This window comes from Achromobacter mucicolens, assembly GCF_902859725.1.
In the GTDB taxonomy this organism is placed as follows: Bacteria; Pseudomonadota; Gammaproteobacteria; order Burkholderiales; family Burkholderiaceae_B; genus Achromobacter; species Achromobacter mucicolens.
Genome location: NZ_CADIJP010000025.1, coordinates 1 through 24,974, shown reverse-complemented (window position 1 = coordinate 24,974; position 24,974 = coordinate 1). Strand labels below are relative to the sequence as shown.

At 65.2% G+C, this 24,974-nt stretch carries 21 protein-coding genes and 2 tRNA genes; 19 read left to right on the top strand and 4 right to left on the bottom strand.

The annotated features are described in order from the left end of the window. Window positions 1–23 precede the first annotated feature (23 nt). From HV786_RS24430 to HV786_RS24405, 6 genes are all read left to right on the top strand, one after another. Window positions 24–875 (top strand): cytochrome c1, encoded by an 852-nt coding sequence (locus HV786_RS24430; RefSeq protein ID WP_128829736.1) that lies wholly within the window; start codon window positions 24–26, stop codon window positions 873–875. A gap of 151 nt (window positions 876–1,026) precedes the next feature. Beyond that, the gene (locus tag HV786_RS24425; RefSeq protein WP_006388039.1) at window positions 1,027–1,638 is read left to right on the top strand and encodes a glutathione S-transferase N-terminal domain-containing protein; all 612 of its coding nucleotides are present in this window, start codon (window positions 1,027–1,029) and stop codon (window positions 1,636–1,638) included. A 13-nt stretch (window positions 1,639–1,651) separates the two neighbouring features. Continuing rightward, window positions 1,652–2,104 (top strand): ClpXP protease specificity-enhancing factor, encoded by a 453-nt coding sequence (locus HV786_RS24420; RefSeq protein ID WP_062840171.1) that lies wholly within the window; start codon window positions 1,652–1,654, stop codon window positions 2,102–2,104. Between the two features lie 68 nt (window positions 2,105–2,172). Further along, window positions 2,173–2,248 (top strand) — tRNA-Thr (locus tag HV786_RS24415). 174 nt (window positions 2,249–2,422) lie between these two features. Continuing rightward, a complete protein-coding gene (locus HV786_RS24410) occupies window positions 2,423–3,499 on the top strand; it encodes a polymorphic toxin type 44 domain-containing protein (protein WP_158216749.1) in 1,077 nt (358 codons plus the stop codon). Next, window positions 3,499–3,909, top strand: coding sequence for a hypothetical protein (locus HV786_RS24405; RefSeq protein WP_128829734.1), 411 nt, complete (start codon window positions 3,499–3,501; stop codon window positions 3,907–3,909). Before HV786_RS24410 ends, HV786_RS24405 begins: the two co-directional genes overlap by 1 nt. A gap of 84 nt (window positions 3,910–3,993) precedes the next feature. Here the strand turns inward: HV786_RS24405 and HV786_RS24400 are convergent, their stop codons facing one another. Next, on the bottom strand, window positions 3,994–5,382 hold the full coding sequence (locus tag HV786_RS24400) for a GntP family permease (RefSeq protein ID WP_128829733.1): 1,389 nt from the start codon (window positions 5,380–5,382) through the stop codon (window positions 3,994–3,996). Between the two features lie 182 nt (window positions 5,383–5,564). Between HV786_RS24400 and HV786_RS24395 the strand changes: the two genes are divergently transcribed. From HV786_RS24395 to HV786_RS24380, 4 genes are all read left to right on the top strand, one after another. After that, window positions 5,565–5,640, top strand: a tRNA-Asn gene (locus HV786_RS24395). Between the two features lie 168 nt (window positions 5,641–5,808). Continuing rightward, on the top strand, window positions 5,809–6,702 hold the full coding sequence (gcvA, locus tag HV786_RS24390; protein ID WP_128829814.1) for a transcriptional regulator GcvA: 894 nt from the start codon (window positions 5,809–5,811) through the stop codon (window positions 6,700–6,702). Between the two features lie 108 nt (window positions 6,703–6,810). After that, window positions 6,811–7,284, top strand: a complete 474-nt coding sequence (locus tag HV786_RS24385; RefSeq protein WP_128829732.1) for a RidA family protein — start codon at window positions 6,811–6,813, stop codon at window positions 7,282–7,284. Window positions 7,285–7,308: 24 nt separating this feature from the next. Continuing rightward, complete coding sequence (locus tag HV786_RS24380) at window positions 7,309–8,505, top strand: aminotransferase class V-fold PLP-dependent enzyme (protein ID WP_175211965.1); 1,197 nt, start codon at window positions 7,309–7,311, stop codon at window positions 8,503–8,505. Between the two features lie 13 nt (window positions 8,506–8,518). On the opposite strand, the gene HV786_RS24375 is transcribed toward HV786_RS24380, so the two are convergent. Next, entirely contained in the window at window positions 8,519–9,424 is a 906-nt protein-coding gene (locus tag HV786_RS24375; protein WP_128829731.1) for a DMT family transporter, read from the bottom strand. 172 nt (window positions 9,425–9,596) lie between these two features. Between HV786_RS24375 and HV786_RS24370 the strand changes: the two genes are divergently transcribed. The 8 genes from HV786_RS24370 (at window position 9,597) to HV786_RS24335 (ending at window position 20,302) form a co-directional block, all read left to right on the top strand. Beyond that, the gene (locus HV786_RS24370) at window positions 9,597–10,487 is read left to right on the top strand and encodes a helix-turn-helix domain-containing protein (RefSeq protein WP_175211964.1); all 891 of its coding nucleotides are present in this window, start codon (window positions 9,597–9,599) and stop codon (window positions 10,485–10,487) included. A gap of 108 nt (window positions 10,488–10,595) precedes the next feature. After that, entirely contained in the window at window positions 10,596–12,053 is a 1,458-nt protein-coding gene (locus HV786_RS24365; RefSeq protein WP_175211963.1) for a DUF2868 domain-containing protein, read from the top strand. Further along, the gene (locus tag HV786_RS24360; protein WP_128829231.1) at window positions 12,046–13,431 is read left to right on the top strand and encodes a GTPase/DUF3482 domain-containing protein; all 1,386 of its coding nucleotides are present in this window, start codon (window positions 12,046–12,048) and stop codon (window positions 13,429–13,431) included. The genes HV786_RS24365 and HV786_RS24360 overlap by 8 nt, the downstream gene beginning before the upstream one ends. Before the next feature lie 262 nt (window positions 13,432–13,693). Further along, window positions 13,694–15,301, top strand: coding sequence for an ABC transporter substrate-binding protein (locus HV786_RS24355; protein ID WP_175211962.1), 1,608 nt, complete (start codon window positions 13,694–13,696; stop codon window positions 15,299–15,301). A 119-nt stretch (window positions 15,302–15,420) separates the two neighbouring features. After that, window positions 15,421–16,392, top strand: coding sequence for an ABC transporter permease (locus HV786_RS24350; protein WP_056327765.1), 972 nt, complete (start codon window positions 15,421–15,423; stop codon window positions 16,390–16,392). A 12-nt stretch (window positions 16,393–16,404) separates the two neighbouring features. Further along, the gene (locus HV786_RS24345) at window positions 16,405–17,331 is read left to right on the top strand and encodes an ABC transporter permease (protein WP_056327764.1); all 927 of its coding nucleotides are present in this window, start codon (window positions 16,405–16,407) and stop codon (window positions 17,329–17,331) included. A gap of 7 nt (window positions 17,332–17,338) precedes the next feature. Further along, on the top strand, window positions 17,339–19,066 hold the full coding sequence (locus HV786_RS24340) for a dipeptide ABC transporter ATP-binding protein (protein ID WP_062840160.1): 1,728 nt from the start codon (window positions 17,339–17,341) through the stop codon (window positions 19,064–19,066). A gap of 27 nt (window positions 19,067–19,093) precedes the next feature. After that, window positions 19,094–20,302: a metal-dependent hydrolase family protein gene (locus HV786_RS24335; protein WP_128829730.1), complete on the top strand. Its 1,209-nt coding sequence runs from the start codon at window positions 19,094–19,096 to the stop codon at window positions 20,300–20,302. Window positions 20,303–20,305: 3 nt separating this feature from the next. Here HV786_RS24335 and HV786_RS24330 read toward each other — a convergent pair whose 3' ends face one another. Next, window positions 20,306–21,757: a YdgA family protein gene (locus HV786_RS24330; protein WP_128829729.1), complete on the bottom strand. Its 1,452-nt coding sequence runs from the start codon at window positions 21,755–21,757 to the stop codon at window positions 20,306–20,308. A 131-nt stretch (window positions 21,758–21,888) separates the two neighbouring features. Further along, window positions 21,889–23,361 (bottom strand): YdgA family protein, encoded by a 1,473-nt coding sequence (locus HV786_RS24325; RefSeq protein ID WP_128829728.1) that lies wholly within the window; start codon window positions 23,359–23,361, stop codon window positions 21,889–21,891. A gap of 305 nt (window positions 23,362–23,666) precedes the next feature. Between HV786_RS24325 and HV786_RS24320 the strand changes: the two genes are divergently transcribed. Then, a partial coding sequence (locus tag HV786_RS24320; RefSeq protein WP_254599511.1) for a DEAD/DEAH box helicase occupies window positions 23,667–24,974 on the top strand: 1,308 nt, incomplete at its 3' end.

Here is a 24,974-nt window from a genome sequence, read left to right as displayed (position 1 = left end):
CCAACGAGAATAACGGACTAACCATGATCAAGAAGCTGATTGGTGCCGTGGCCTTGATGCTCACGTGTACCGCTACCTTTGCCGCCGGGGGCGGCTATCCGCTGGACAAGGCGCCTTACCGCGTCAACGACATGGCGTCGCTGCAAAACGGCGCCAAGCTGTTCGTCAACTACTGCCTGAACTGTCATAGCGCGTCGTCGATGCGCTACAACAAGCTCAGGGACATCGGTCTGACTGACCAGCAGATCAAGGAAAGCCTGCTGTTCACCGGCGAAAAGATTGGCGACATGATGCACGTCGCCATGACGCCAAAGGACGCCAAGGCCTGGTTTGGCACGACGCCCCCGGACTTGTCCGTGATCGCCCGCGCCAAATCCGTGAACGCCGGCCCCTCGGGATCCGACTATCTGTACACCTACCTGCGCACCTTCTACCGCGACACGTCGCGCGCCACGGGCTGGAACAACCTGGTCTTTCCGTCGGTCGGCATGCCGCATGCCCTCTGGCAGGAACAGGGTCCGCGCGAGCTGACCACGGTCGCTGTCCACGAGGTCGAAGGCAAGGACGGCGCCCCCAAAACCTGGGAACGCGTCACAACGGTGTACGATGCACAGGGTTTTGCCACGGTGAAGGCCGAGCCGTTAGCCAATCACCATGGCCATGCCACCTTCGATGCCAAATTCAAGGCCGCCAACCCGGCCCAAACCGCAACATACGACAACGACGTCGCTGATCTGACCGCATTCATGTCCTGGATGGCCGAGCCCGTCCAGACACTGCGTGTCCGCATCGGCGTCGGCGTCATGTTGTTCCTGCTCCTGTTCTTCTTTGTTACGTGGCGCTTGAATGCCTCGTACTGGAAACACGTGCGCTAACCGTAACGCCCCGCCAGGTTCCCCAGCCACCCCGTCTATCGGGGACGGAAGAGGCGGATAGGGCCGTACGCCTATCCTGCCTGGCAATTGGGGCCAGCGCCTGCTAGATTTAGGCGCTGGCCTTTCGTTTTTCAATAAAGGACTTACCGCCATGATGGTGCTCTATTCCGGAACCACGTGTCCGTTTTCGCAACGCTGCCGCTTCGTGTTGTTCGAAAAGGGTATGGATTTCGAGATCCGCGACATCGACCTGTACAACAAGCCCGAAGACATCTCGGTGATGAACCCGTACGGTCAAGTGCCCATTCTGGTCGAACGCGACCTGGTTCTGTACGAGTCGAACATCATCAACGAGTACATCGACGAGCGCTTCCCGCACCCGCAGCTCATGCCCGCCGACCCGGTCATGCGCGCCCGCACGCGTCTGTTCCTCTACAACTTCGAGAAGGAACTCTTCGTTCACGTCTCGACGCTGGAAGACCGCAGCGCCAAGCCCGACGAAAAGAAGCTCGCCAACGCTCGCCAGAACATCCGCGACCGTCTGGCCCAGTTGGCCCCGATGCTGCTCAAGAACAAGTACATGCTGGGCGAGGAATTCTCCATGCTCGACGTGGCCGTCGCACCGCTGCTCTGGCGCCTGGACCACTACGGCATCGAACTGCCCAAGAATGCGGCTCCGCTGCAAAAGTACGCCGAACGCATCTTCTCGCGCCCGGCCTACATCGAAGCGCTGACGCCTTCGGAAAAAGTGATGCGTCGCTAAGGCTGGTTGTGTAATGGGTGAAACTTCGACCAAACCGTATCTGATCCGCGCACTGCACGAATGGTGCACCGATAACGGCTACACGCCGTATATCACCGTGCAGGTCGACGAGCACACCATGGTGCCCGTCGCCCACGTGCGCGACGGCCAGATCACGCTGAACGTGGGCACGCTGGCCACCAACCGTCTGGTGCTGGGCAACGAATTCATTGAATTCCAGGCCCGCTTCAGCGGCGTGACCGAAAACGTCTACGTTCCCGTGGGCGCCGTCAGCGCCATCTATGCGCGCGAAACCGGCGCCGGCATGGGCTTCGAGGTCCAGCCCTACGAGCCGCCCGAAGCCGGCGCCCAGGGCGCCTCGCCGGCCCCTGCCGCCCCGGAAGGCTCTGACGCCAATCCCGCCCCTGGCGACGACGACGGCGACGACGACGAACCCAAGCGCCCGCGCCTGACCATCGTCAAATAACGACCCCACGAGAGGGGCTGCATTTTTTTCATTACAATGCAGTCCCTGCGCGTGCCCCGGCACGCATCGCCGGTGTAGCTCAGTTGGTAGAGCAGCTCACTTGTAATGAGAAGGTCGAGGGTTCGATTCCTTTCACCGGCACCAGAGAAATACCCCAGCAAAAAGGCCGATTCCTTGTGGATCGGCCTTTTTTTTGCAGTGGGGCAGCCGCCCCATTGGCCGGCGGCCCGCCTTCGATGCGTTTTCCAAATTCTTCTGATTGTCCGACGTTCGACGCAGTGTTGTTCTAAGCGCTCTGCGAATCCCGAAGGATTAATCATGAATGGCCGCCCGATTGTTCGTGTAGGCGACAAGACCACGCATGGAGGGACGGTGACGGAGGGGTTCTCCTCCTATGACGTTCTTGGCCGTGCCGCTGCGGGAATGGGGCACATGGTGACTTGCCCTCGCTGCGAGGGCGTTTTTCCCATCGCCGAAGGTGTCGCCACTTTCGCTATCGACGATAGCTTTGTTGCAGTCGACGGCATGAAAACGTCATGCGGCGCTTCGCTGATCGCGAGTCAAACTTTTGCGGTTGTGTACCTAGATCCGGGTGGCATCGTTAGTGCATCGGTCGACGGTAGCGCATCCACGGAAAGCTCGCTGACAGGTCAGGCATTGTCGGGGCAGAGGCTCTCCAACGAACACCAACGTACCGGCTGTGATCACCCTGACACGGCAATACAGCTGGCCGAGTACATCGTCCGTGAGATGAAGACCAATCCATTTTCCATTCGCGGTCGGCAGATCCATGACGCCAACCACTATGACATCAGGGCGTATTACAAAGAACTGGAAAATGCACCTTGGTATCTCAGGCTGTCAGCGCGTAAAACCTACATCGAGAGGAAGGTTGAACAGCAGCTTTCCGCGTACATGCTTTTTGCCGACATCATCGGCCCAAGTCGCCCCTGGGACCACAAGTCCATTTTGCGGCGAATGCTCGGTCCCCGCCTCAACAAAGGTTGGCAGAAGTACGGCTCTTTTGACTATTACTATGACATCTGGTCCAACATCCATTATGGATACGTGGGCGTTGCGCTCGGCTTTGATAGTGCCGAACTCATCAATTCGGCAGGCATCGCACAGGCGCTTTTGGACACCTACAATGCCCTGAAGGAAACGCGATGGCCAACCATGCAAAACCATCCGGAAAACGGGCCCTGGCCTGCCAGCGCTGACGATGTGCAAGATCATGTTTCGATCAAGTTGGGCTGCAATCTTTATGATCGGGCCAGACCCCACGAACTGACGACAGCAACTCTCCTGCAATTCATTGAGTCCGTACCGTTACCTTGGGGGAATGATGAGCATCACGCCAAAGAGATCCACAACTGCGTTCGCAAAGGGACGTAATGCGCTTCTTACTCAAATTCTTCGGAGTTATCGTCGGAATTCTTGCGGTGCTTTGGAGTTGCATAGCGTTGTGGGGCACGTTCTCGCCGATCGTGGTGTTGCACTACTCCGAGCGGGCGACGGATCGAATTGGCGTTTTTTTTAACGACAACGACAACACGGCGAAATTTGGTATGAGCCCGGGCGAGACGTCGGCCCAATACACGGCCATGTTTCCAAAGCCCGACATGTGGCTGCTGCTGACATTTCCCAGCCAAGGCACTGACTCGCTGGAAATCACCAAACCATTCAGGCGAATCGACGTCTGCATCGGGCCTGGCGCGAAAATTGAGCGGATAGTGACGCGCCACGGATTTCTTGATCGCTTTACCGAGCCGAGCCCACCCTGCGAGCCCGCGTCCAAGCGCTGAGTCGCGCCCGGGGTTCATCCATGACCCCCAGCGTTAGTCATGAAAAGGCGGCTCGCGCCTGACGCGCATCCGCTCCCACCCGCATCACCCCAGCGCCGGCAACATATTAAACAGCAGCACCATCACCAACCCCACCACCGACACGATCGACTGCACCACGGAAATCGTCTTCGTGGCTTCGCCCATGGTCATGCCGAACGATTCCTTCACCATCCAGAATCCCGCGTGATTCGCGTAGTTGAAGAACAGCGAACCGCAGCCGATGGACAGGGCTAGCAGCGGCAAATTCAGGGTGGGGTCCGCGCCAGCCAGCGGCGCCAGCAAACCCGCCGCGCCGACGATGCCGACCGTGGCCGAGCCGGTGGAGACCGACAGCAGCATGGCGATCAGCCAGCCCAGGATCAGCGGCGGGAAAGCGAACTGGTGTGTCAGGTGCACGATGGCGTCGCCGACCTTGGCGTTCGTCAGGACCTGCTGGAAGGCGCCGCCGCCGGCGATGATGAGCATGATGCCGGCGATGGGCTTCAAGCTCTGGCCCAGCGCGCCACGCAGCTTTTCCGCGTCGCCGCCGCGCAGGAAGACCAGCGTCACGGCCGCAAACAGCACGCCCAACAGCATGGCGACGACGGGGTTGCCGAGGAACGCAGCTACATGCGTCACGCTCGAGTCCTTGGGCAGCAACATTTCGGCCACGGCGTGGACCAGCATCAGCAGGGCCGGCAGCAACGCCACCAGCACGCCCAGTCCGACGCTGGGCGCGTTAGTGCCGCCAGGGCTGTCGGCAGACGCAGTGAACTGCTCGAGCAGGGCCTCGTCCGGCCGCGTCGTCATACGCGGGGCGATGAACGCGCCATAGAGCGGCCCGCCGAAGATCATGGCCGGCAGCGCCGCGATGAAGCCGTAGATCATCGTGGGGCCCACCGTGGTCTTGAGCGTGGCAATGGCGGTCAGCGGGCCGGGATGCGGGGGCACCATGCCGTGCATGGCTGCCAGCGCGGAAATCACCGGCACGCCCACGTACACGTACGCCGAGCCCTTGAAGCGCGCCTGGCTTTCCAGCTTGCGCGCCACGCTGAAGATCAGCGGCAGCATCACCACCAGGCCCACTTCGAAGAACATGGGGATGCCGATGACGAACGCCACCAGCGTCATCGCCCACGGAATCAGGCGAGGAGAGGTGTGGCGCAGGATGGCGTTGGCCAGGCGTTCGGTGGTGCCCGAATCCGCGAGGATCTTGCCCAGCATGGCGCCCAGCGCGATCACCACGCCCACGGCGCCCAGCGTCTTGCCGGCGCCATCGGTCAGGCTCTTGACGATGGCGCCCGGGGCCATGCCGGTTGCAAAGCCGACGCCGATGGATACGATCAGGAGCGCCAGCAGCGGATGCATGCGTAGACGCGAGACGATCAGCGCGACCAGGACCAGAACGCTCACCAGGGCGGTGAGCAGCAATTGAATGTCGAACGAAGACATGACGTGAACCCAGAAAAGACGAGAGAGGTTGCGAGCCTTCCTTCTTCTTGGGGGCCATGATACGGGATCGGGATGACGGCAAGCTTGAAAAACAGGGCCGGCTTCACCAGCCAAAACCGCAATTTTCCGCCTCGCTTTGCATTCTTCCGATTTTTTGTGCATAATTCGCCCCCTCTACCTGTTCCCCGATAGCTCAGTCGGTAGAGCGACGGACTGTTAATCCGCAGGTCGCTGGTTCGAGCCCAGCTCGGGGAGCCAAGAATTTGCAGTACCGCAGTACCCTTAAAAAAGCCCGCAACGTGTTTGCGGGCTTTTTGCATTGGCGCGCGGGGTCGCGACCAGGCCCGGGTTGTCAACGCCCAGGTTGCCAAGCCGTGTGCATCGCGTAGCATGGCCCGGGTCCGCACCTTCCCGCCCTGCACACCGATGCGTTCGTCGCGATCCCTGCCGCCCCTGGTTTCCCTGCGCGCCTTCGAAGCGGCGGCGCGGCGGCTGAGCTTTTCGCAAGCCGCGGAAGATCTGTTCGTCACGCAAAGCGCCATCAGCCATCACATCCAGCGCCTGGAAAAAGAACTGGGCGTCGCGCTCTTCGAGCGGCGCACACGCGCCGTGGCGCTGACCGAAGCGGGCCAGAACTATTTCCGCAGCGTGCATGCGGCATTTGAACTGCTGCGCCAGGGCACCGACGCATTGCGCGCGCCCGAGCCGGCGCGCTACACACTGCGAATCGGATTGCTGGCGTCGTTCGCCACGCGCTGGCTGGCGACGCGCCTGCCCGCCTTTGCGGCCGCGCATCCTCACATCGATCTGCAACTGCAACCCGACATCGCGTTGGCCGATGTGGCGGGCGGAGAGGTCGACGCCGCGATCCGATATGGCCGTGGCGGCTGGCCCGGCGTGCGCAGCACGTTGCTGATGACCGAACGCCTGTCTGTCGTATGCGCGCCCGCACTGGTCGCGGGCAGGAAGCGGCCGAAGACGCCCGCCGATCTGCTGCGCCATCCGCTGCTGGTCTCTCACGCGCGGCATCAGTTCGAATGGGACGCGTGGGCGCACGAGTTTGGATTCGACCTGGGTGCGGCCCGCACGGTGCGTCTGCACGACTACAACATCGTCGTCGAAGCCGCGCTGGCCGGACAGGGCCTGGCGATGGGCCGCGAGCGGCTGATCTCCTCGCACCTGGCCAGCGGCGCGCTGGTGCAAGCCCTGCCGGGCGCGGTGCTGCAAGACCCGCGCATCGGCTGGTGGTTCGTCACGCCCCGCGGGGCCTTGAGCGCGCCGGTCCAGGCGCTGCACGACTGGCTGGCGCACACACATTAGTTTTACTCATACCTACTTCGCAAGAATTGATTGGTCAGGCCACGCCGCGGCCGATAGCATCGGGGGAGCGTCAAGACGCGCTTTCCCTTTTTCCATAGGTGATTCGATATGACCCGCAGCATTTCCGCCCGCGTTGCCGAGCTTGGCCTGACCCTGGATCCCGCCTCCGCCCCGGCCGCGAACTATGTGCCGTTTGTCCAGGAGGGCAACCTGCTCTACATCTCGGGCCAGATCTCCCGCAAGGATGGCAAGGCCGCGTATCTGGGCCAATTGGGCCACCAGGTGTCTGACGCCGACGGCGTTCAGGCTGCGCGCGCCAGCGCGCTGGGCATCCTGGCGCAGATCGCTGCCGCCACGGGCGACCGTCTGGACCGCGTGGCTCGTGTCGTGAAACTGGGCGTGTTCGTCGCCAGCGCCCCGGACTTCAATCGCCAAAGCGTTATCGCCAACGGCGCATCGGACCTGATGGTCGACGTATTCGGCGACGCCGGACGCCATGCGCGCAGCGCCGTCGGCGTTGCTGCCCTGCCGCAGGGCGTGTCGGTGGAAGTCGAGGCCGTTATCGCGCTGACCCCGGCCTGATACGCCCCCCCGACAGGAACCGCCATGACCGCCCCCCTGACCCCGAGCGCCATCCAGGCGCTTCGCGCCCACGCGCCCGGCACGCAAAGCTCTGTGCATTTCAATCACGCCGGCGCATCCTTGCCGTCCACGGCCACGATTCAGGCCATTCACGCGCATCTGAAGCGTGAAGCGGCGCAGGGGCCGATGGAAGCGGGCGTGGCGGCGCGAGACCTGACCGAAGCGGCCCGCACGCTGGCCGCGCAGCTGTTGAACGCGCAGGTCGAGGAGATCGCGCTGACCGGCGGCAACTCGCCGGGCTGGGGCGCCGCCTTTGCGGCGCTGCCGGCCTGGCGGCCCGGTGACCGCATCCTGGTGGGCCGTCACGAATGGGGCGGCAACCTGGCGGCCATGCGGCTTATCGCGCAGCGCGCGGGCGCCACGCTGGAGACCATCCCCTCGGACGACAGCGGCTGCGTGGACCCGCAGGCGCTGGAAGCCATGCTGGACGACAGGGTGCGGCTCATTGCGCTGACGTGGCTGCCCGCCAACGGCGGCCTCATCAATCCGGCCGCCGCGATCGGACGCGTGGCGCGCAAGCACGATATTCCCTATTTCGTGGACGGCGCCCAGGCCGTGGGGCAGATTCCCATCGACGTGCGGCAAGTCGATTGCGACGTGCTGAGCGGCGCGGGCCGCAAGGCCTTGCGCGGACCCCGCGGCACCGGGCTGCTGTATGTGCGGCGCGAATTCCTGGATCGGCTCACGCCCGCCTTCGTGGACACGCACTCCGCGCCGCTGGGCGTGGACGGGGAACCCGTACTGCGCGCCGATGCCGCACGCCTGGAATCCGCCGAGAATTCATTGGCGCTGCGTTGCGGCCTGGCCAATGCCCTGCGCGAAGCACTGGATCTGGGCCTGGACACGATCCGCGCCACCATCGACGCCACTGCCCAGGCGCTGCGCGCCGAACTGGCGGCCATTCCCGGCGTGTCGATGCTGGACCAGGGGCGCGAGCAATCAGGGCTGGTCGCCTTCAACCTGGCCGGACATGACGCGGCCGATGTTCAGCGTGCGCTGGCCGCACAGGGCATCACCATCGGCAGCAACGGCGTGCCGTACACGCCGCTGGACATGCAGGCCCGTGGTCTGGACCGGATCGCCCGTGCGTCCGTGAGCTATCTGACGAGCAGCGACGAAATCGATCGCCTGCTGCAGGCCTTGCGCAAGCTGGCGGCCTAGCGCGGCAATGGGCTCAGGCGCGGCCGGCCAGCGCCGAGCGCTTGGAAAACGGCAACCATTTCGTGAAAACGAGCAGGTTGCCCAGCATCACCAGCGCAAGGCCGGCGATTGCATAAGGTGTCCAGCGGTAGCCTTCGACCACCGTCGATATGCTTAGCGCCACGACCGGAAACAGCACCGTGCAATAGGCGGCCCGTGCGGGCCCCATGCGGCCGACAAGCGTCAGATACGCGGTAAAGCCCACCACGGAACCCACCACGGCCAGATACAGCAACGCGCCCACATAAGCCGGCGACGAATCGAAGCTGAACGGCACGCCCGCGGCCAGGCAGCCGGCCAGCAGAATGCCCGCCCCGTAAAGCATGCTGTAGGCGTTGCCGGTCAGCGGCCGGATGCCGGCGCGCTGCTGCAGCGACGACAGCATGTTGCCCGTGGAAAAGCACAGGGTGCCCAACAGCGCAAAGCCCAGGCCCAGCAGCGTTTCGTGGCTGGCCTGCTGGCTTGCCAGTTCCGGCCAGAACAGCAGCACCAGGCCGCAGAACCCCAGCGCGCCTGCCGCCATGATGCGCGGCGCGATGCGGGTGCCGAACCAGAGCCGCGCATTGAGCGCGTTCCACAGCGTGGCGGCCGAGAACACCACCGACACCAGGCCGCTGGGGATCCACTGCGTGGCCGAATAGAAGCACAGGAAGTTCAGGCAGAATAGGCACAGGCCCTGACCCACGCACAGCCAATGACCGCGCCGGTCCAGCTTTTGCAGCTTGCGCAGGACAAGCAGCGCCACGAAGAGCAGCAGGCCCGCCAGCGCGAAGCGGTAGAAGATCGACACCGGGATGGCCACCACGCCAAGCTGCAGCTTGATGGCGATCCAGGTGGAGCCCCAGATCAGGACAGTGAGCAGATACAGGGAAAGATTCATGATGCGACGGGCGCGGCAGGCCACGCGAAGTGCTGATACGGACATCGGCGGCCATGTTTGATCGCCGGACATCCAGTGTGCGCCCCGACGCCACGCCCCGATTGCCGGTTCTTGCGCTTTTGTCCGAATCGGGCGCGTCAAGCGCGCGTGGACGGGAGTAGCATTCCTTTCCATGGGCACCCCCGCTACGGCTCCGGCCGATTTCTCTGTTTTCCGCACGCTGTCGCGCTCGACCGCGACGCTTGAGCGCGCCGCGTCGCTGGGCGAGGGCATGGCGATATCGCAGTGGTCGCGCACCGCCCGCGAAACGCTGGGCTACGAAACGCCCGGCCATCACACGCTGTCGCTATACCTGCGGGGCGGAGACCGGTCGTTTCGCGTGGGCCAGGACTCGCTGCATGGCGGCGCGGGCAAATTCTGCGTGCTGCCCGCCGAGCACCATTCCCGCTGGAGCATGAACGACAACGTGCATTTCCTGCACCTGTACATCGCCCCGCAGCGGCTGGCCCGCGAAGCCGTCATGCGGCTGGACTGCGAACCGCGAACGCTGGAACTGCGCGACCGCACCTACATCCAGGACGACTCGCTGATCGACGTCTGCCGCCGCCTCCTGGGCACGGATTGGAACCAGCCCGCCGACCGGCTGGCCGCCAGCAGCGCCGCCGAGACCGTGCTGCACCACCTGCTGACGCAAGGTGTCACGCGCAAGACCCCGCAACCGCTCCGCGGCGGCCTGGCGCCGGGCGTGCGCCGCCGCGTCATGGACTATGTGGACGCGCATCTGTCCGATGCCCTGACGCTGGACGAACTGGCTGGCGTCGCCGCGCTGTCCACGTATCACTTTGCCCGCATGTTCCATGCCTCGTTCGGCGAACCGCCGCATGCCTGGGTGCGCGGCCGGCGCCTGGCCCGCGCCCGCAGCCTGCTGGCGGCCGGCAAAGGCGACCTGGCGGCCATTGCGCAAGCCAGCGGCTTTGGCAGCGCCAGCCACCTTGCCCGTGTCTTTCGCGATGCCATCGGCGTCACGCCGGGCCAGTATCGCAGCGCGCGCGCCAGCCACTGACCCCACCGATCCGAGATGCCGCCGGCCGCAACACGCGGTCTACAATGGCGCATCGCCCTAGCGGCTTCACTTGGCCTTTCCCGGCCTTCTCCCGCCTGCACCGACGCGATGCCGTCCCCGACCTCTCGCGATACATCCCCCCTCATCGACAGCGCCGTTCAGCGCCCCTTGCGCGCGCACTGGCTGGCCGAGCTGATCCGATTGCGCGAAGCGCACTGGGGGCCGCTCGAGGACGCGCAGGCGGTGCGCCAGGTGCGCCAGCTCGATGCCGGCCTGCCGGCGCGCATCCTTGCCCGCGCCGCGCTGCTGGCGCAACGCGAAAATCTGATTCCCCTTGTCGATGGCTGGCGCCGCAGCGCCGTGGTCATGCTGGCCGTCCTGTTCGTCTTGGCCGTGCTCTCCGGCGCGGCCGCCGCCCTGGGCGCGCTGGGCGACGGCACGCGGGCCGTGAACGTGCTGTGGGCGATGGGCGCACTTCTGGGGCTGCACGCGCTCACTTTTCTGCTGTGGCTGGCGAGCTTTCTGCTGCGGCCCGCCGCCGTCACCGGCCTGGGCCGCCTCTGGCTGTGGGCCACGCGCAAGCTCGCGCGCGGTCCCGATGGCGCGCTGGTGCCACAGGCCTTCCTGAACCTGCTGACGCGCGCGGGCGCGTTGCGCGGCTTGTTCGGCAGCATCAGCCATCTGTTGTGGCTGACGGCGCTGTGCGCCGCGCTGGCGACGCTGCTGGTGGTGCTGTCCACCGCCAGCTACCGGTTCGTCTGGGCCACCACGCTGCTCGCGCCCGAGTCGTTCGTGTGGCTGACGCAGGCCATCGGCTGGCTGCCGGCGCATCTGGGCTTTCCGGTGCCCGACGCCGCGACCATACGCGCCAGCGACGGCACGCAAGTCCTGCCGGCCAGCGCGCAGGCGCAGTGGTCGCTCTGGCTGATCGGCGTCCTCGTGGTCTACGGCATCGTGCCGCGCTTGATTGCCGGCGGGCTGTGCGTGGCGGCCACGCTGCGCGCCTTGCGCCGCGTGCGCATCGACCCCGCGCTGGCCGGTTTCTCCACGCTGCGCGACCGGCTTGAGCCGCCCGCGCTGTCCACCGGCATCGACCGGCCCGTCGATCCCCTGCACGAACCCCGCGTGCGGGCGCCGGCGCTGGACGGACTGGGCGGTCAACCGGTGCTGCTGGCGCTGGAACTGCCCGCGGATCTGCCGTGGCCGCCCGCGGACCTGCCGGACGGCATCCGCCAGGCGGGCAACCTGGACACGCGCGAGGAACGCAACCGCGTGCTGGACGCGCTGGCGCAATCGGCTGCCGCGCGCCTTTTGATCGCGTGCGATGCGCGCCAGACGCCGGATCGCGGCACGCTATCTCTGATCGCCGACCTGTCCGCGCACGCGGCGCAGACGCGGGTCTGGCTGATCCTGCCGCAAGCCGGCGCCCACGTCCCCGCCGGGGCTGGCACCGAAACCCGCGCCGAGCTTTGGCGCGACCGTCTGCTGGCGCTGGGCCTGCCGGCCGACGCCATCCTGCTGGCGCCTGTTGCGCCGCTGACCTGGCTGGAGACCGGCCATGGCTGAACTCATCAAGATCGCGCTCGTTGGCCACACCAATACCGGAAAGACGTCGCTGCTGCGCACGCTGACACGCGACACCACCTTCGGCGAAGTGGCTGACCGGCCCGGCACCACGCGCCACGTCGAAGGCGCCCGCCTGCGCCTGGATGGCCGGCCCGTGCTGGAATGGTTCGACACGCCCGGCATGGAAGACAGCATCGCATTGCTGGAATACCTGGAACGGCTGGATCGCCCCGGCGAACGGCTCGACGGCCCCGCGCGCATCCGCCGTTTCCTGGACACGCCCGAAGCGCACGGCCGCTTCGAACAAGAGGCGCGCGTGCTGACCAAGATGCTGGACTGCGACGCCGCGCTGTACGTGATCGACGCGCGCGATCCGGTGCTGGGCAAGCACCGCGACGAACTCGCCATCCTGGCCGCCTGCGGACGCCCGCTATTGCCGGTGCTGAACTTCGTCAATGCGCCGGCGCACCGCGCCGACGCGTGGCGTGATGCGATGGCGCGACTGGGCCTGCACGCCGTCGTGGAATTCGACACGATCGCGCCGCCGCTCGATGGCGAGCAACAGCTGTACGCCAAGCTTGGCGTGCTGCTGGACCGTCACGCCGGCGCGCTGGCCCGGCTGTCGGACAGCCTGGCCGCACAGCGCCGCGAACGTCACGCCGCGGCCTACGAGCTGGTCGCGGACCTGTTGATCGATGTGGCTGCGCTGCATGTGTCCAGCGCCAGCGACGACGCCGCGCTTGCCGCCGCCTCGACCCAACTGCGCGACCAGGTGCGCCAGCGCGAGCAGACCTGCGTCAACGCGCTGCTCGCGCTCTACAACTTTCGCACCTCGGACTACGCCGACGACGCGTTGCCCTTGCAGGGCGAGCGTTGGGGCATGGATCTTTTTCATCCGCAGGCGCTCAAGGACATGGGCGTGCAGGTGGGCATGGGCGCCGCTGCGGGCGCGATGGCCGGCGCGGCCGTCGACCTCATGAGCGCGGGTCTCAGCCTGGGCACCGGCATGCTGATCGGCGCGGCGGCCGGCGGTCTGTGGCAGGGCGTCGAAAAGCTGGGCAAGCGCGTGGCGGGCAAGCTGCGCGGCTACCGCGAGATCAGTGTCGACGATGCCGTGCTGCGGTTGCTGGCACTGCGCCAACGGCAGTTGATCGAAGCGCTGGAGCGCCGCGGCCACGCCGCGCGCGAGCCGTTGCGCCTGGACCTTCCGGACGACGAGGCCTGGCGCAAGGGCCCCTTGCCAGACGCACTGAAAGAAGCGCGCAGCCGGCCGGAATGGTCGGCCCTGGGTAAACACCATGAAGACAGCGACCGGCGCAAGCGCATGCTGCTCGAATTGGCGAAAACCCTAGCATCCGCGCCGCTTCCGGCAGATTGACCGGCGGCCCGCGCGCCTCGCAGCACGCACCATTCACGGCATCCGGCAAGCGCGTGATTACCCCAATCCAAACCAATTGACGCTTAAACGAATGCGTCGATAAGATTCGATCTGCATCGGCGCGGGTCCGTCCCCGTCATGCCAATCACAAGGGGTTGGGTCTATCGACTCCAGCAGCAACGCCATGCCCCGGATGCCCTTTGGGGCCGGGGCCCTGTCACTTCTGTCGCGCAATCCGCGCACCACACGGAGCATGAGGGCTATGCGTACTTTTCCCCACTTCAAGCAGGCGGCGCTTGCCGCTGCCGTGGCCGCCTCGCTGGCCTTCAGCGCCGGCGCGGCCGCCAAAACGCTGCACTGGTCGTATCAAGGCGACGCCACGTCGATGGACCCCATGGCCCTGAACGAAACCTTCACGCTGGGGTTCCAGGGCAACATCTATGAAACGCTGGCGGGCTACGACGGCAACCTGAAGCTCACGCCGCTGCTCGCCGAGAGCTGGGAAAACCCCGAGCCCACCAAATGGGTCTTCAAGCTGCGCAAGGGCGTCAAGTTCCATGACGGCTCACCCTTCACCGCCGACGACGTGATCTTCTCGTGGAAGCGCAGCCTGACGCCGGGCTCGGACATGAAGGGCTATGGCGCCAAGGCCAGCGACATCAAGAAAGTGGACGACTACACCATCGAAGTCACCACGCCCACGCCCAACCCCATCCTGCCGCGCGAATGGGTGTTCCTGTACATCATGAGCAAGAACTGGGCGGAAAAGAACAAGACCACCGAGGCCACCAACGTCAAGGGCGACAACCAGGGCAACTACGCCAACCTGCACGCCAACGGCACCGGCCCCTTCATGCTGACCGAACGCCAGCCCGACGTGAAGACGGTGCTCAAGCGCTACGACGGCTACTGGAACAAGGACATCAAGACCAACATCGACGAGGTCGTCTTCCAGCCGATCACGCAGGAAGCCACGCGCGTGGCCGCGCTGATCTCGGGCGAGATGGACGTCGTGCAGCCGGTTCCCGTGCAGGACTGGAAACGCCTGGAAGACGCCAAGGGCGTCAAGCCGCTGACCGCGCCCGAAGCCCGCGCCATCTTCATCGGCATGGACCAGGACCGCGACGAGTTGCTGTTCTCCGACGTGAAGGGCAAGAACCCGTTCAAGGATGCGCGTGTGCGCGAGGCCGTCGTGCTGGCCGTGGACACCAAGGCCATCAACGAGAAGATCATGCGCAACGCGGCCAAGCCGCTGGGCACCCTGATCGCCACGTCCATCAACGGTTATGACGAATCGTTCGGCGCGCCGTACAAGCCCGATCCCGAGCGCGCCAAGAAGCTGCTTGCCGAAGCCGGCTATCCCAAGGGCTTCACCGTGACGATGGACTGCCCGAACGACCGCTACGTCAACGACGAGAAGGTCTGCCAGGCCGTGGCCGGCATGCTGGCGCGCGTGGGCATCAAGATCAACCTGCTGGCGCAGACCAAGTCCAAGTACTTCGGCAAGATCCTGCTGCAGGCCGGCAACCAGACCAGCATGTACATGCTGGGCTGGACGCCCAGCTCCACCGATGCGCACAACACGCTCCTGAACCTGACCTCGTGCCGCGACGCCAAGACGGCCGCGGGCCAGTTCAACCTGGGCGGCTACTGCAACAAGAAGGTCGATGAGCTGACCAACAAGATCGGCGTCGAAACCGATCAGGCCAAGCGCAACGCGATGATCAAGGAAGCCTTTGGCATCGTGCGCAGCGACTTCGGCTACCTGCCGCTGCACCAGCAGCCCATGTCGTGGGGCGTGAAGGAAAACGTCACCGTCATCCAGCGCGCCGACGACGTGCTCGACCTGCGCAACGTCGTGCTGCCGTAAACGCCGCGTGATGCCACCCCGGGCGGCGCGCGCCGCCCGGACGCGCCCGGCCCAGCCCCCACCCCCGCCTCGCGCGCGGAACGCGGCCCGGCGCCGTCCGAACCAAAGGGCTTTCAGACATGCTTTCCTTTATTGCGCAGCGGCTGGTGCAGTCGGTGCTCGTGATGTTGACGGTGGCGCTGATTGCGTTCTCCATGTTCCGCTACGTGGGCGACCCGGTCGCCAGCATGGTCGGCCAGGACACCACCCCCGAACAACGCGCGCAGCTGCGCGAACAGCTCGGCCTGGACGATCCGTTCATCGTGCAGTACGCCCACTTCGTCGCCAACGCGGTGCAGGGCGATTTCGGCATGTCGTACCGCCACCGCCGCCCGGTCAGCGAGCTGCTTGAAGAGCGCATGCCGGCCACGCTGGAACTGTCGTTCGTGTCCGCCGTCATGGCGCTGGCGCTGGGCATTCCGATGGGCATCTACACCGCGCTCAAGCGGCACGGCGTGCTGTCCAAGGCATTCATGGCGATTTCGCTGGCCGGCATTTCGCTGCCCACCTTTCTTATCGGCATCCTGCTCATCCTGTTCTTCGGCGTGCAGTTGCGATGGCTGCCCAGCTTCGGGCGGGGCGACGTCGTCAGCCTGGGATGGTGGACCACGGGCTTTCTGACCAAGTCCGGATGGCTCGCGCTCATCATGCCCGCCATCACGCTGGCGCTCTTTCAGATGACCCTCATCATGCGTCTGGTGCGCGCCGAGATGCTGGAAGTGCTGCGCGCCGATTTCATCAAGTTCGCGCGGGCGCGCGGGCTGCCGGAACGGCTGATCAATTTCCGCCACGCGCTCAAGAACACGATGGTGCCCGTCATCACCATCACCGGGCTTCAGCTCGGCTCCATCATTGCCTTCGCCATCATCACCGAGACGGTGTTCCAGTGGCCCGGCATGGGGCTGTTGTTCATCCAGGCCATCAGCATGGTGGACATCCCCGTCATGGCCGCGTATCTGGTGCTGATTGCCTTCATGTTCGTGGTCATCAACCTGGTCGTCGACCTGCTTTACTTCGCCGTGGACCCGCGTCTGCGCGTGCAGAGCAAATAAAGGATTCACCCCATGATTGCTCGCATCGCTCCCTTCTTCACGCGCGCCGCCGACAGCGACCTGTGGCACAGCTTCAAGCGTTCGCCCGGCGCCATCGTCGCCGCGATCGTCACGCTGGTCATCGTGCTGGGCGCGCTGTTCGCGCCGGTCGTGGCACCGCACAACCCCTTCGATCTCGCGTCGCTCAGCATCATGGACGCCAACACGCCGCCGGCCTGGGAAGAGGGCGGCAGCCCCGACTTCCTGTTGGGCACGGACGATCAGGGCCGCGACATCTTGTCGGCCGTGATGTATGGCTCGCGCGTGTCGCTGCTGGTCGGCTTTGCCTCGGTGCTGTTCTCGATGGTGCTGGGCGTGACCCTCGGCCTCATCAGCGGCTACGCGGGCGGACGCGTGGACAGCTTCATCATGCGCATCGCCGACGTGCAGCTTTCGTTTCCGGCGATCCTGGTTGCGCTGCTGATCGACGGCGTGGCGCGTGGCCTGCTGCCGCGCGACATGCACGACCAGCTGGCGCTGTATGTGCTGATCTTCGCCATCGGCATTTCCGGTTGGGTGCAGTACGCGCGCACGGTGCGCGGTTCGACGCTGGTCGAGCGCAACAAGGAATACGTGCAGGCGGCCAAGCTGATCGGCATCGGCCCCATCACCATCCTGCGCCGCCACATCCTGCCCAACGTCATGGGGCCGGTGCTGGTCATTGCCACCATCCACCTGGCGGTGGCCATCATCACCGAGGCCACGCTGTCGTTCCTGGGCGTGGGCGTGCCGCCCACCGCGCCGTCGCTCGGCACGCTGATCCGCATCGGCAACAGCTATCTTTTCTCGGGCATGTGGTGGATCTCCATCTTCCCCGGCATCGCGCTGGTGGCGCTGGTGCTGTCGGTCAACCTGCTGGGCGACTGGCTGCGCGACGCGCTCAACCCCAAGCTGCGCTGAGGACGTCATGGCCCTTCTGAACATCGAAGACATCCGCATCGAATTCCCCAGCCGCCGCGGCACGCTGGTGGCGGTGGACGGCGTATCGCTCGCGCTTGAGAAAGGCGAGATCCTGGGCGTGGTCGGCGAATCCGGCGCGGGAAAATCCACGATCGGCAATGCCGTCATCGGTTTGCTCGAAGCGCCCGGCCGCCTGGCGGGCGGCGCGGTGCTGCTGAACGGCGAGCGCATCGATACGCTCACGCCCGCGCAGAAGCGCAAGGTTCGAGGCCGGCGCATCGGCATGATCTTCCAGGATCCGCTGACCTCGCTCGACCCGCTGCAGACCGTCGAAAGCCAGCTGGTGGAAACGATGCTGGTGCATCTGGATCTGACGCACGACGCGGCAAAAAAGCGCGCAGTGCAGCTTCTGGCGCAGGTCGGCATCGACCAGCCCGAGCTGCGCGTGCAGCAGTATCCCCATCAGTTCTCGGGCGGCATGCGACAGCGCGTGGTAATTGCGCTGGCGTTGTGCTGCGAACCCGAAGTCATCATTGCCGACGAGCCCACCACCGCGCTGGACGTGTCCATCCAGGCGCAGATCCTCGATCTGCTCAGAAAGCTGTGCCGCGAAGAGCAGGTCGGCATGATCATCATCACGCATGACATGGGCGTGATCGCCGACGTGACCGACCGCGTGGCCGTGCTGTATCACGGCAAGCTGGTGGAGCAAGGCCCCACGGCCAAGATCCTGGGCGACCCCGATCATCCCTACACCCGCAGCCTCATCTCGGCCGTGCCGCGTCCGGACATCAAGCTCAGGCGCTTTCCGCTGGTGACCTACATCGAGGACGTGAAGACGCCCGCGCAACCGCTGGACCTGGCCACGCACTGGCTGGGCCAGCGCCGCGACTTCGGCAAGCGCACCGAAGGCCCGCTGGTCCAGGCGCGCGACCTGTCGATGCGCTTCGTGCTCAAGAGCGCGTTTTTCAAGCGCAACCAGCGCACGCTGGACGCGGTCAAACGCGTGAACCTGTCAATCGGCGAAGGCGAAGTCTTTGGGCTGGTCGGCGAATCGGGCTCCGGCAAATCGACGGTGGCGCGTCTGATCTCGGGGCTTTACACGCCCAGCGAAGGGTCGGTCACGTTTGGCGGCACCGATCTCACCGCGCTCAAGGGCGAGAAGGAACTGAACCCGTTCCGGCGGCAGATCCAGATGATCTTCCAGGATCCGTTCTCGTCGCTGAACCCGCGCATGCGCGTGCTGGACATCGTGGCCGAGCCGATCCGCTTTCACAAGCTGGCCGCCAGCGAAGCCGAAACGCGCCGCATCGTGGCCGACCTGCTCGACGTGGTGGGGTTGGGCAGCCGCGCCGCCGAACGCTTTCCGCACGAGTTCTCGGGCGGGCAACGCCAGCGCATCTGCATCGCGCGCGCGCTGGCCACGCGGCCGCGCTTTTTGATCTGCGATGAACCCACCTCGGCGCTGGACGTGTCCATCCAGGCGCAGATCCTGAACCTGCTCAAGGACCTGCAGGAAGAGCTGGGCCTGACCATGCTGTTCATCAGCCACGACCTGCCGGTGATCCGGCAGATGTGCGACCGCGTCGGCGTGATGCGCCACGGCGAACTGCTGGAAGTGGCCGACACCGAATCCCTGTTCGAACATCCGCAGCATCCCTACAGCCAACACCTGCTCGGCCTGATGCCTCGCCTGCAGTCCATGTCCCGCGAGGGGCTGGACGTGGTGAGCTGACACCGCGCGCCCCCGGAGCCTACTGACATGACCGCGACACGACAGACCCTCTTCATCGGAGGCAAGGTATTCGACGGAGAAGGGCAGACGCTACCCGGACACGGTGTGCTGGTCGAAGGCGCGCGCGTGGCCCGCGTGGCGCCCGCTGCGGAATTCTCAGGCTATGCAGGCGCCCGCGTGGACACCACCGGCATGACGCTCATGCCGAGCCTGGCCGATTGCCACGTGCATCTGGTCTACACGGGCGGCGCCGACCCCAACGCCCAATTGAGCAAGCAGGGCCCCGCGCAGATCACGCTGACCGCGCTGGAGAACGCGCAGGCCAGCCTGCGCGGCGGCGTCACGGCGCTGCGCGACTGCGGCGGCAAGGATTATCTGGAATTCGGCGTGCGCGACGCCATTGCGCGTGGCGTGTTCCCCGGTCCCGCCATCAAGGCCTCGGGCCGCATCATCTGCATGACGGGCGGCCACGGCAACCGCATCGGCCGCGTGGCCGACGGCTGCGAGGAAGTCGTCAAGGCGGTGCGCGAACAGGTCCACGCGGGCTGCGACCTCGTGAAGATTATGGCCACGGGCGGCGTCATGACGCCGGGCGTCAGCCCCATGGACGCGCACTACAGCTTCGACGAGATGAAGGCGGGCGTGCACGAGGCCAAGCGCTTTCGCAAAAGCACCGCCAGTCACGCGCAAGGCACGCAGGGCATCCTGAATGCGGTGCGCGCGGGCATCGATTCGATCGAGCACGGCATCTTCATGGACGACGACTGCCTGCGCGAGATGCTGGAGGCCGAGACGTATCTGGTGCCGACCATCGCCGCCGTGCGCAACATCATCGCCAATGCCGACAACGGCATTCCCGCCTACGCGGTGGAAAAGGCCCGCGCGGTGGAACAGCGGCATCGCGAATCGTTCCAGATGTACTACAAGGCGGGCGGGCGCATTGCGCTGGGCACGGACGCGGGCACGCCATTCAACCTGCACGGCGAAAACGCGATGGAGCTGGCGTACATGGTCGAGTTCGGCATGACACCGGTTGACGCGTTGATCGCCGGCACGTCGCGCGGCCATGACCTGATGGGCATGACCGATCACGGCGTGATTGCTGAGGGCAAGGTGGCCGACCTGCTGCTGGTGCAGGGCGACCCCGCCGAAGACATCATGAAGGCCGCCGACAAGCGCTTTCACGTGGCTGTGCTGCGCAACGGCGAACTGGCGGCAGGGGCCTTGCCGTTCTGAATTTCAGCGAGCCGGGTCGGCGCCCGGCGATCCGCGCATGAACAACTGGCTTACGAACACCTCGATGGGCATGCGCTTGCCGTTGATGTCCACTTGGCCATCCCGGTAGTCTGCCTCGAACTGGATCACGCCGTCCTCGATACGGCCCCAGGGCGTTGCCGCGACCAGGCCGCGCACCCCCGCGGCTTCCCGCTCTGCCGCCGACCGGGCTGCCTCACGCGTCGCGCCCTTCAGTTCCGCCCGCGCCGCGATCAGATCGGCCATGTTTTCCGGCGACAGCTTGAGCCGCACGCTCACGTTGCGCACGACTTCCTTGATGATGGCAATGGAGTCTCTTTTCCAGAATGACGGCGAATCCAGACCGATATCCAGGCTGAGCGACGACGTGCCACGAGCCGTGTCGACCTGCAATGTCGACAGCGTGAAGCTGGGACGAGCCAGGAGGAACTTGAGCAGATGGGATGCGGCGAGCATCCCGTCACCCGATAAGGGATCGGCCTTTTCCCCACGCATCGGCGCGCTTGCGGTGGCCTCCTGAAATGCCTTGAGCGAGGCCACGTCCATGTCCTTGCCGCCCGCCGCCATCCGCAACTTGGCCACATGCAGGCCGCGCACGCTGATGCTGCCGACGTCCAGCGTCATCTTTCCGGTCATGCGCTCAGGCGTTCCGTCCGAGCCCAGCGTCAGCGCAATTTCCTTCAGGCCGAGCGGCAGCTTGTCCATATCGGACGTCCATTTCTTTGCCGTCAGCGTCGAGCTGCTCGTGGAGGACGCCGCGGTGCTGGACACCTGATGCGACACCGCCAGTTCATCGAGCGTCACCGTGTTGGGGGTGCCCTTGATCACTTCGGACAGCGCAACCTTGCCAACGGCAAAGGACACCGCGTCGCGCGTGCCGTCGCCGGCATGTTCGACCTGCGCCTGCAAACCCGAGAAGTCGAACGTGATCGGATCGGCGGCATACTTGACGGGCGCCAGCGCCAGATCGCCGGAAAAGTCGCGGTCATAAGCGATCAGGAAGTTCGCCGTCACCGGGGCCGATCCGCCAGCAGCCGCAAACCACGCGGCGGCATCGGGCGTCTCCGTCATATGCAGCCGGCCCGCCGCCATCACGGGCGCGACAGCGCCCGACGCAAGCCGCGAAGCGGGAAACGGCCCGTGTTCGATCTTGCTCGTGAACGCAAACGCCTTCTCGGCAGGCTTGGGCCCAGACTGCACCGTGACCTTCGCACCGAACCGCGCTTCGGAAGAAAACACGCCGCGTTCGAACGACAGCAGTTCCAGCGTCACGGGCACGCCCACCTTCGCACCCAGGCGCTGCGCCTGCGCATTCAACGCCTGCACGTCCTGCGCCAGCCGGGCTTCGATCTGCTTGCCCGTGTACCACGCGGTGCCGACCCACGCAGCGGCCACTGCCGCCACCAACACGCCACCCGCCACGATCCGCTTGTTCATGTTGCCCCTGTCCGTTTGTGAAACCCCGCCATTGCCGCGATCGGTCGCATCAAAGAAAAACGGGCTGTCGCAAGACAGCCCGTGTCAGGCGCGCCGAGACGATTGCGGCGCGCCATTCGTTTTGCGGCAGCTTAGCGCATGCCGCCCATCACGCCGCCCATCGCCATCATCAGGAACTGCTGCAGCGGCATCTTCTTGCCGTTGAAGTCCACCTGGCCGTCGGCGTAGTTCAGGTAGGTGACGATATTGTTGTTCTCGACCTTGCCCAGACCCATCGCGGTGGCCATGGTGCCGACCATTTCCACCTGGCCCTTGGCGGTCTGCGCGGCCTGCTCGGCGGCCACGCCGCGCATTTGCGGTTCGATGGCCATCAGGTCCGCCAGGTTGCCCTTGGACAGCACCAGCTTGGCATCCAGCTTCTTCAGGGCCTGCAACGCCATGTCGGAGGCCTCGCCTTCCAGCGCGGCCGGCTTGACCAGCGCCAGGTTCAGGTTGAAGGTCGACGTGCCGTTGGCGGTGCGCACTTCCAGCGGGGACACGGCCAGCGTCGGGTTGCCGGCCAAGAGCTGCTCGAAGTTGGTCTTGAGCACGGCCTTTTCTTCTTCCGTGAACTGCGGCGTCTGCTCTTCGCCCTGGCTTTGCAGCATGCGGCGCGAGGCGGCTTCATAGACGTCGTTCAGCGACTTCAGCGCCTTGGAGTCCAGGTTCTGCGCGTCGACGACCAGCTTCATGCCGGCCACGTCCTTGGCCTGCACGTTGATCATGCCGAAGTCCACGGCCATCTTGGCACCCATGGCCGGGCCGTTTTCGGTCATGTCCACGGCGATGGACGTGTCCTTGAACTGGACGGGCGGCTTTTCGCGGGACGTGATCGTCCAGTCCTTGAACGTCAGCTTCTGGCTGCCGACGTACATCTCGTTGGCAGCCGGCTTCAGGTCGCTGGTCAGGCTGATGCCCTTGACCGCCATGGCGGTAATGTCGCTGTTTTCAGACGGGCCCGAGAGCTCCAGACTGTCTGCCGCCACGTCGAAGACGCCGCGCTTGGTGGAGGTGGCGTATTCAAAGTCGCCCTTCATGCCCGAGAAGACGAGCTTGGTGGCATCCTTGGCGACTTCGACCGGCGCCATGTTGAATTTGCCGGAAATGTCCTTGCCGTAGCTGACGCTGTAGTGGCCCGAGAGCGGCACGGCGCCCTTGGCGGCGGCGAACCAGTCCTTGACCGTGTCCGTCTCTTCCAGCGCGAAGTCGCTGGCCACCATGGCCGGCATGAACTTGCCCGACTTCAGGTTGGAGAACGGCAGGGGACCGTGGCTCAGGTGTTCGACGAACACCACGTCGCGCTCTTGCGCGGGCTTGCCGTCGGCGGCAGGCGTAGTGAACTTGATGCGGTAGCGCGACACCGAGGTGAAGACGCCGCGGTCGAACGAGACCAGTTCGGCGACGGCATTGATGCCCCATTTGTCGGCGACCTTCTTGAGCTCGACGTTCGAGTCCTCGATGGCCTGCTTGACGAATTCCTCGGCCTTTTGGCCCGTGTACCAGGCCGTGCCGGTCCAGACCGCGCCCAGCGCGACGACGATGCCAACTATTGCCGATTTCTTCATTGCATCCCTTTTATTTTGAATAGATGAAAGCCGACGGATTATAGGGAGGGCCGACTAGGGAAAACACTTATTTTGTTCGCATTTAATACAAAATATTGCTGTTTGATTCTATAGGGACCTTTTGACCACGTGCTGCGCCGCCACATCAGCTACAATCCACTTCGTGCGCCAAGCCAATCTGCGCACGTCCGCTAGGCCCTTCGCTGCCAAGCTTCGCCCCTGATGGGCGCTTCCCTTTTCTCCTTATACCGACCGCCTGGATTGGAGTCTCTCAAATAGAGCGACAGGCTGCCGCTGGAGCTGTTTTGACTACCACTTCCCCTTTCGCCGACCTCGGGCTGGCTGATTCGCTGTTGCGCGCCATTGCCGATACCGGCTACACCGCGCCCACGCCCATTCAAGCCCAGGCCATTCCCCAAGTGCTGAAAGGCGGCGACCTGCTTGCAGCCGCCCAGACCGGCACCGGCAAGACCGCCGGTTTCACGCTGCCGATCCTGCACCTGTTGTCGCAGAAAAAGCCCGAGGCTCGCAAGCCCGGCCGCCCCCGTTGCCTGATCCTGACCCCGACGCGTGAACTGACCGCGCAGGTCGCCGAATCGGTGCAGACCTATGGCAAGTACACCGCGCTGACGTCCATGGTGATGTTCGGCGGCGTCAATATCAACCCCCAGATCTCCGCGCTGCGCAAGCCGCTGGACATCCTGGTCGCCACCCCGGGCCGCTTGCTGGACCACTGCGGCCAGAAAACGGTCGATCTGTCGGGCGTGGAAATCCTGGTGCTGGACGAAGCCGACCGCATGCTGGACATGGGCTTCATCCGCGACATCCGCAAGATTCTCGCCCTGCTGCCGAAGCAGCGCCAGAACCTGCTCTTCTCGGCCACGTTCTCCGACGAGATCCGTACTCTCGCGCGCGGCGTGCTGAACAATCCGGGCGAAGTCTCGGTCACCCCGCGCAACACCGCCACCGAACTCGTCACGCAGACGGTGCACATGGTCGAGCAGCACCACAAGCGCGACCTGATCAGCCACATCATCCGTGAAAGCGGCTGGCACCAGGTGCTGGTCTTCACGCGCACCAAGCACGGCGCCAACCGCCTGGCCGAAAAGCTCGTCAAGGACGGCCTGACCGCCGCGGCCATTCACGGCAACAAGAGCCAATCGGCACGCACGCGCGCGCTGGCCGGCTTCAAGGACAGCACCGTGACCGTGCTGGTCGCCACCGACATCGCCGCCCGTGGCCTGGACATCGACCAGCTGCCCCAGGTCGTGAACTTCGAACTGCCCAACGTGCCGGAAGACTACGTCCACCGCATCGGCCGCACGGGCCGCGCGGGCGCCACCGGCGCCGCGGTCTCGCTGGTCGACAACAGCGAGATCAAGCTGCTCAAGGACATCGAGCGCCTGATCAAGAAGACCATCGAGCGCAAGCCCGTGGAAGGCTGGACACCTCCGGCCACCAGCGCGGCGTCGTTCGAGCGCCAGGAGCGCGACGAAGACTCGCGCAACATGCGCGGCGGCCATCGCAATGGCGGCCGTGGCGGCAACGGCGGCTCGGGCCGCTCGCGTCCCGCCCAGGGCCAGCCGCGCGCGGCGGCAGGCGGCCGTGCGCCC

Bases quoted from the DNA above. Each gene is read 5' to 3' on its own strand.
- HV786_RS24430 (WP_128829736.1), top strand. From the start codon at position 24: ATGATCAAGAAGCTGATTGGTGCCGTGGCCTTGATGCTCACGTGTACC.
- HV786_RS24425 (WP_006388039.1), top strand. From the start codon at position 1,027: ATGATGGTGCTCTATTCCGGAACCACGTGTCCGTTTTCGCAACGCTGC.
- HV786_RS24420 (WP_062840171.1), top strand. From the start codon at position 1,652: ATGGGTGAAACTTCGACCAAACCGTATCTGATCCGCGCACTGCACGAA.
- HV786_RS24410 (WP_158216749.1), top strand. From the start codon at position 2,423: ATGAATGGCCGCCCGATTGTTCGTGTAGGCGACAAGACCACGCATGGA.
- HV786_RS24405 (WP_128829734.1), top strand. From the start codon at position 3,499: ATGCGCTTCTTACTCAAATTCTTCGGAGTTATCGTCGGAATTCTTGCG.
- HV786_RS24400 (WP_128829733.1), bottom strand. From the start codon at position 5,382: ATGTCTTCGTTCGACATTCAATTGCTGCTCACCGCCCTGGTGAGCGTT.
- gcvA (WP_128829814.1), top strand. From the start codon at position 5,809: ATGCGTTCGTCGCGATCCCTGCCGCCCCTGGTTTCCCTGCGCGCCTTC.
- HV786_RS24385 (WP_128829732.1), top strand. From the start codon at position 6,811: ATGACCCGCAGCATTTCCGCCCGCGTTGCCGAGCTTGGCCTGACCCTG.
- HV786_RS24380 (WP_175211965.1), top strand. From the start codon at position 7,309: ATGACCGCCCCCCTGACCCCGAGCGCCATCCAGGCGCTTCGCGCCCAC.
- HV786_RS24375 (WP_128829731.1), bottom strand. From the start codon at position 9,424: ATGAATCTTTCCCTGTATCTGCTCACTGTCCTGATCTGGGGCTCCACC.
- HV786_RS24370 (WP_175211964.1), top strand. From the start codon at position 9,597: ATGGGCACCCCCGCTACGGCTCCGGCCGATTTCTCTGTTTTCCGCACG.
- HV786_RS24365 (WP_175211963.1), top strand. From the start codon at position 10,596: ATGCCGTCCCCGACCTCTCGCGATACATCCCCCCTCATCGACAGCGCC.
- HV786_RS24360 (WP_128829231.1), top strand. From the start codon at position 12,046: ATGGCTGAACTCATCAAGATCGCGCTCGTTGGCCACACCAATACCGGA.
- HV786_RS24355 (WP_175211962.1), top strand. From the start codon at position 13,694: ATGCGTACTTTTCCCCACTTCAAGCAGGCGGCGCTTGCCGCTGCCGTG.
- HV786_RS24350 (WP_056327765.1), top strand. From the start codon at position 15,421: ATGCTTTCCTTTATTGCGCAGCGGCTGGTGCAGTCGGTGCTCGTGATG.
- HV786_RS24345 (WP_056327764.1), top strand. From the start codon at position 16,405: ATGATTGCTCGCATCGCTCCCTTCTTCACGCGCGCCGCCGACAGCGAC.
- HV786_RS24340 (WP_062840160.1), top strand. From the start codon at position 17,339: ATGGCCCTTCTGAACATCGAAGACATCCGCATCGAATTCCCCAGCCGC.
- HV786_RS24335 (WP_128829730.1), top strand. From the start codon at position 19,094: ATGACCGCGACACGACAGACCCTCTTCATCGGAGGCAAGGTATTCGAC.
- HV786_RS24330 (WP_128829729.1), bottom strand. From the start codon at position 21,757: ATGAACAAGCGGATCGTGGCGGGTGGCGTGTTGGTGGCGGCAGTGGCC.
- HV786_RS24325 (WP_128829728.1), bottom strand. From the start codon at position 23,361: ATGAAGAAATCGGCAATAGTTGGCATCGTCGTCGCGCTGGGCGCGGTC.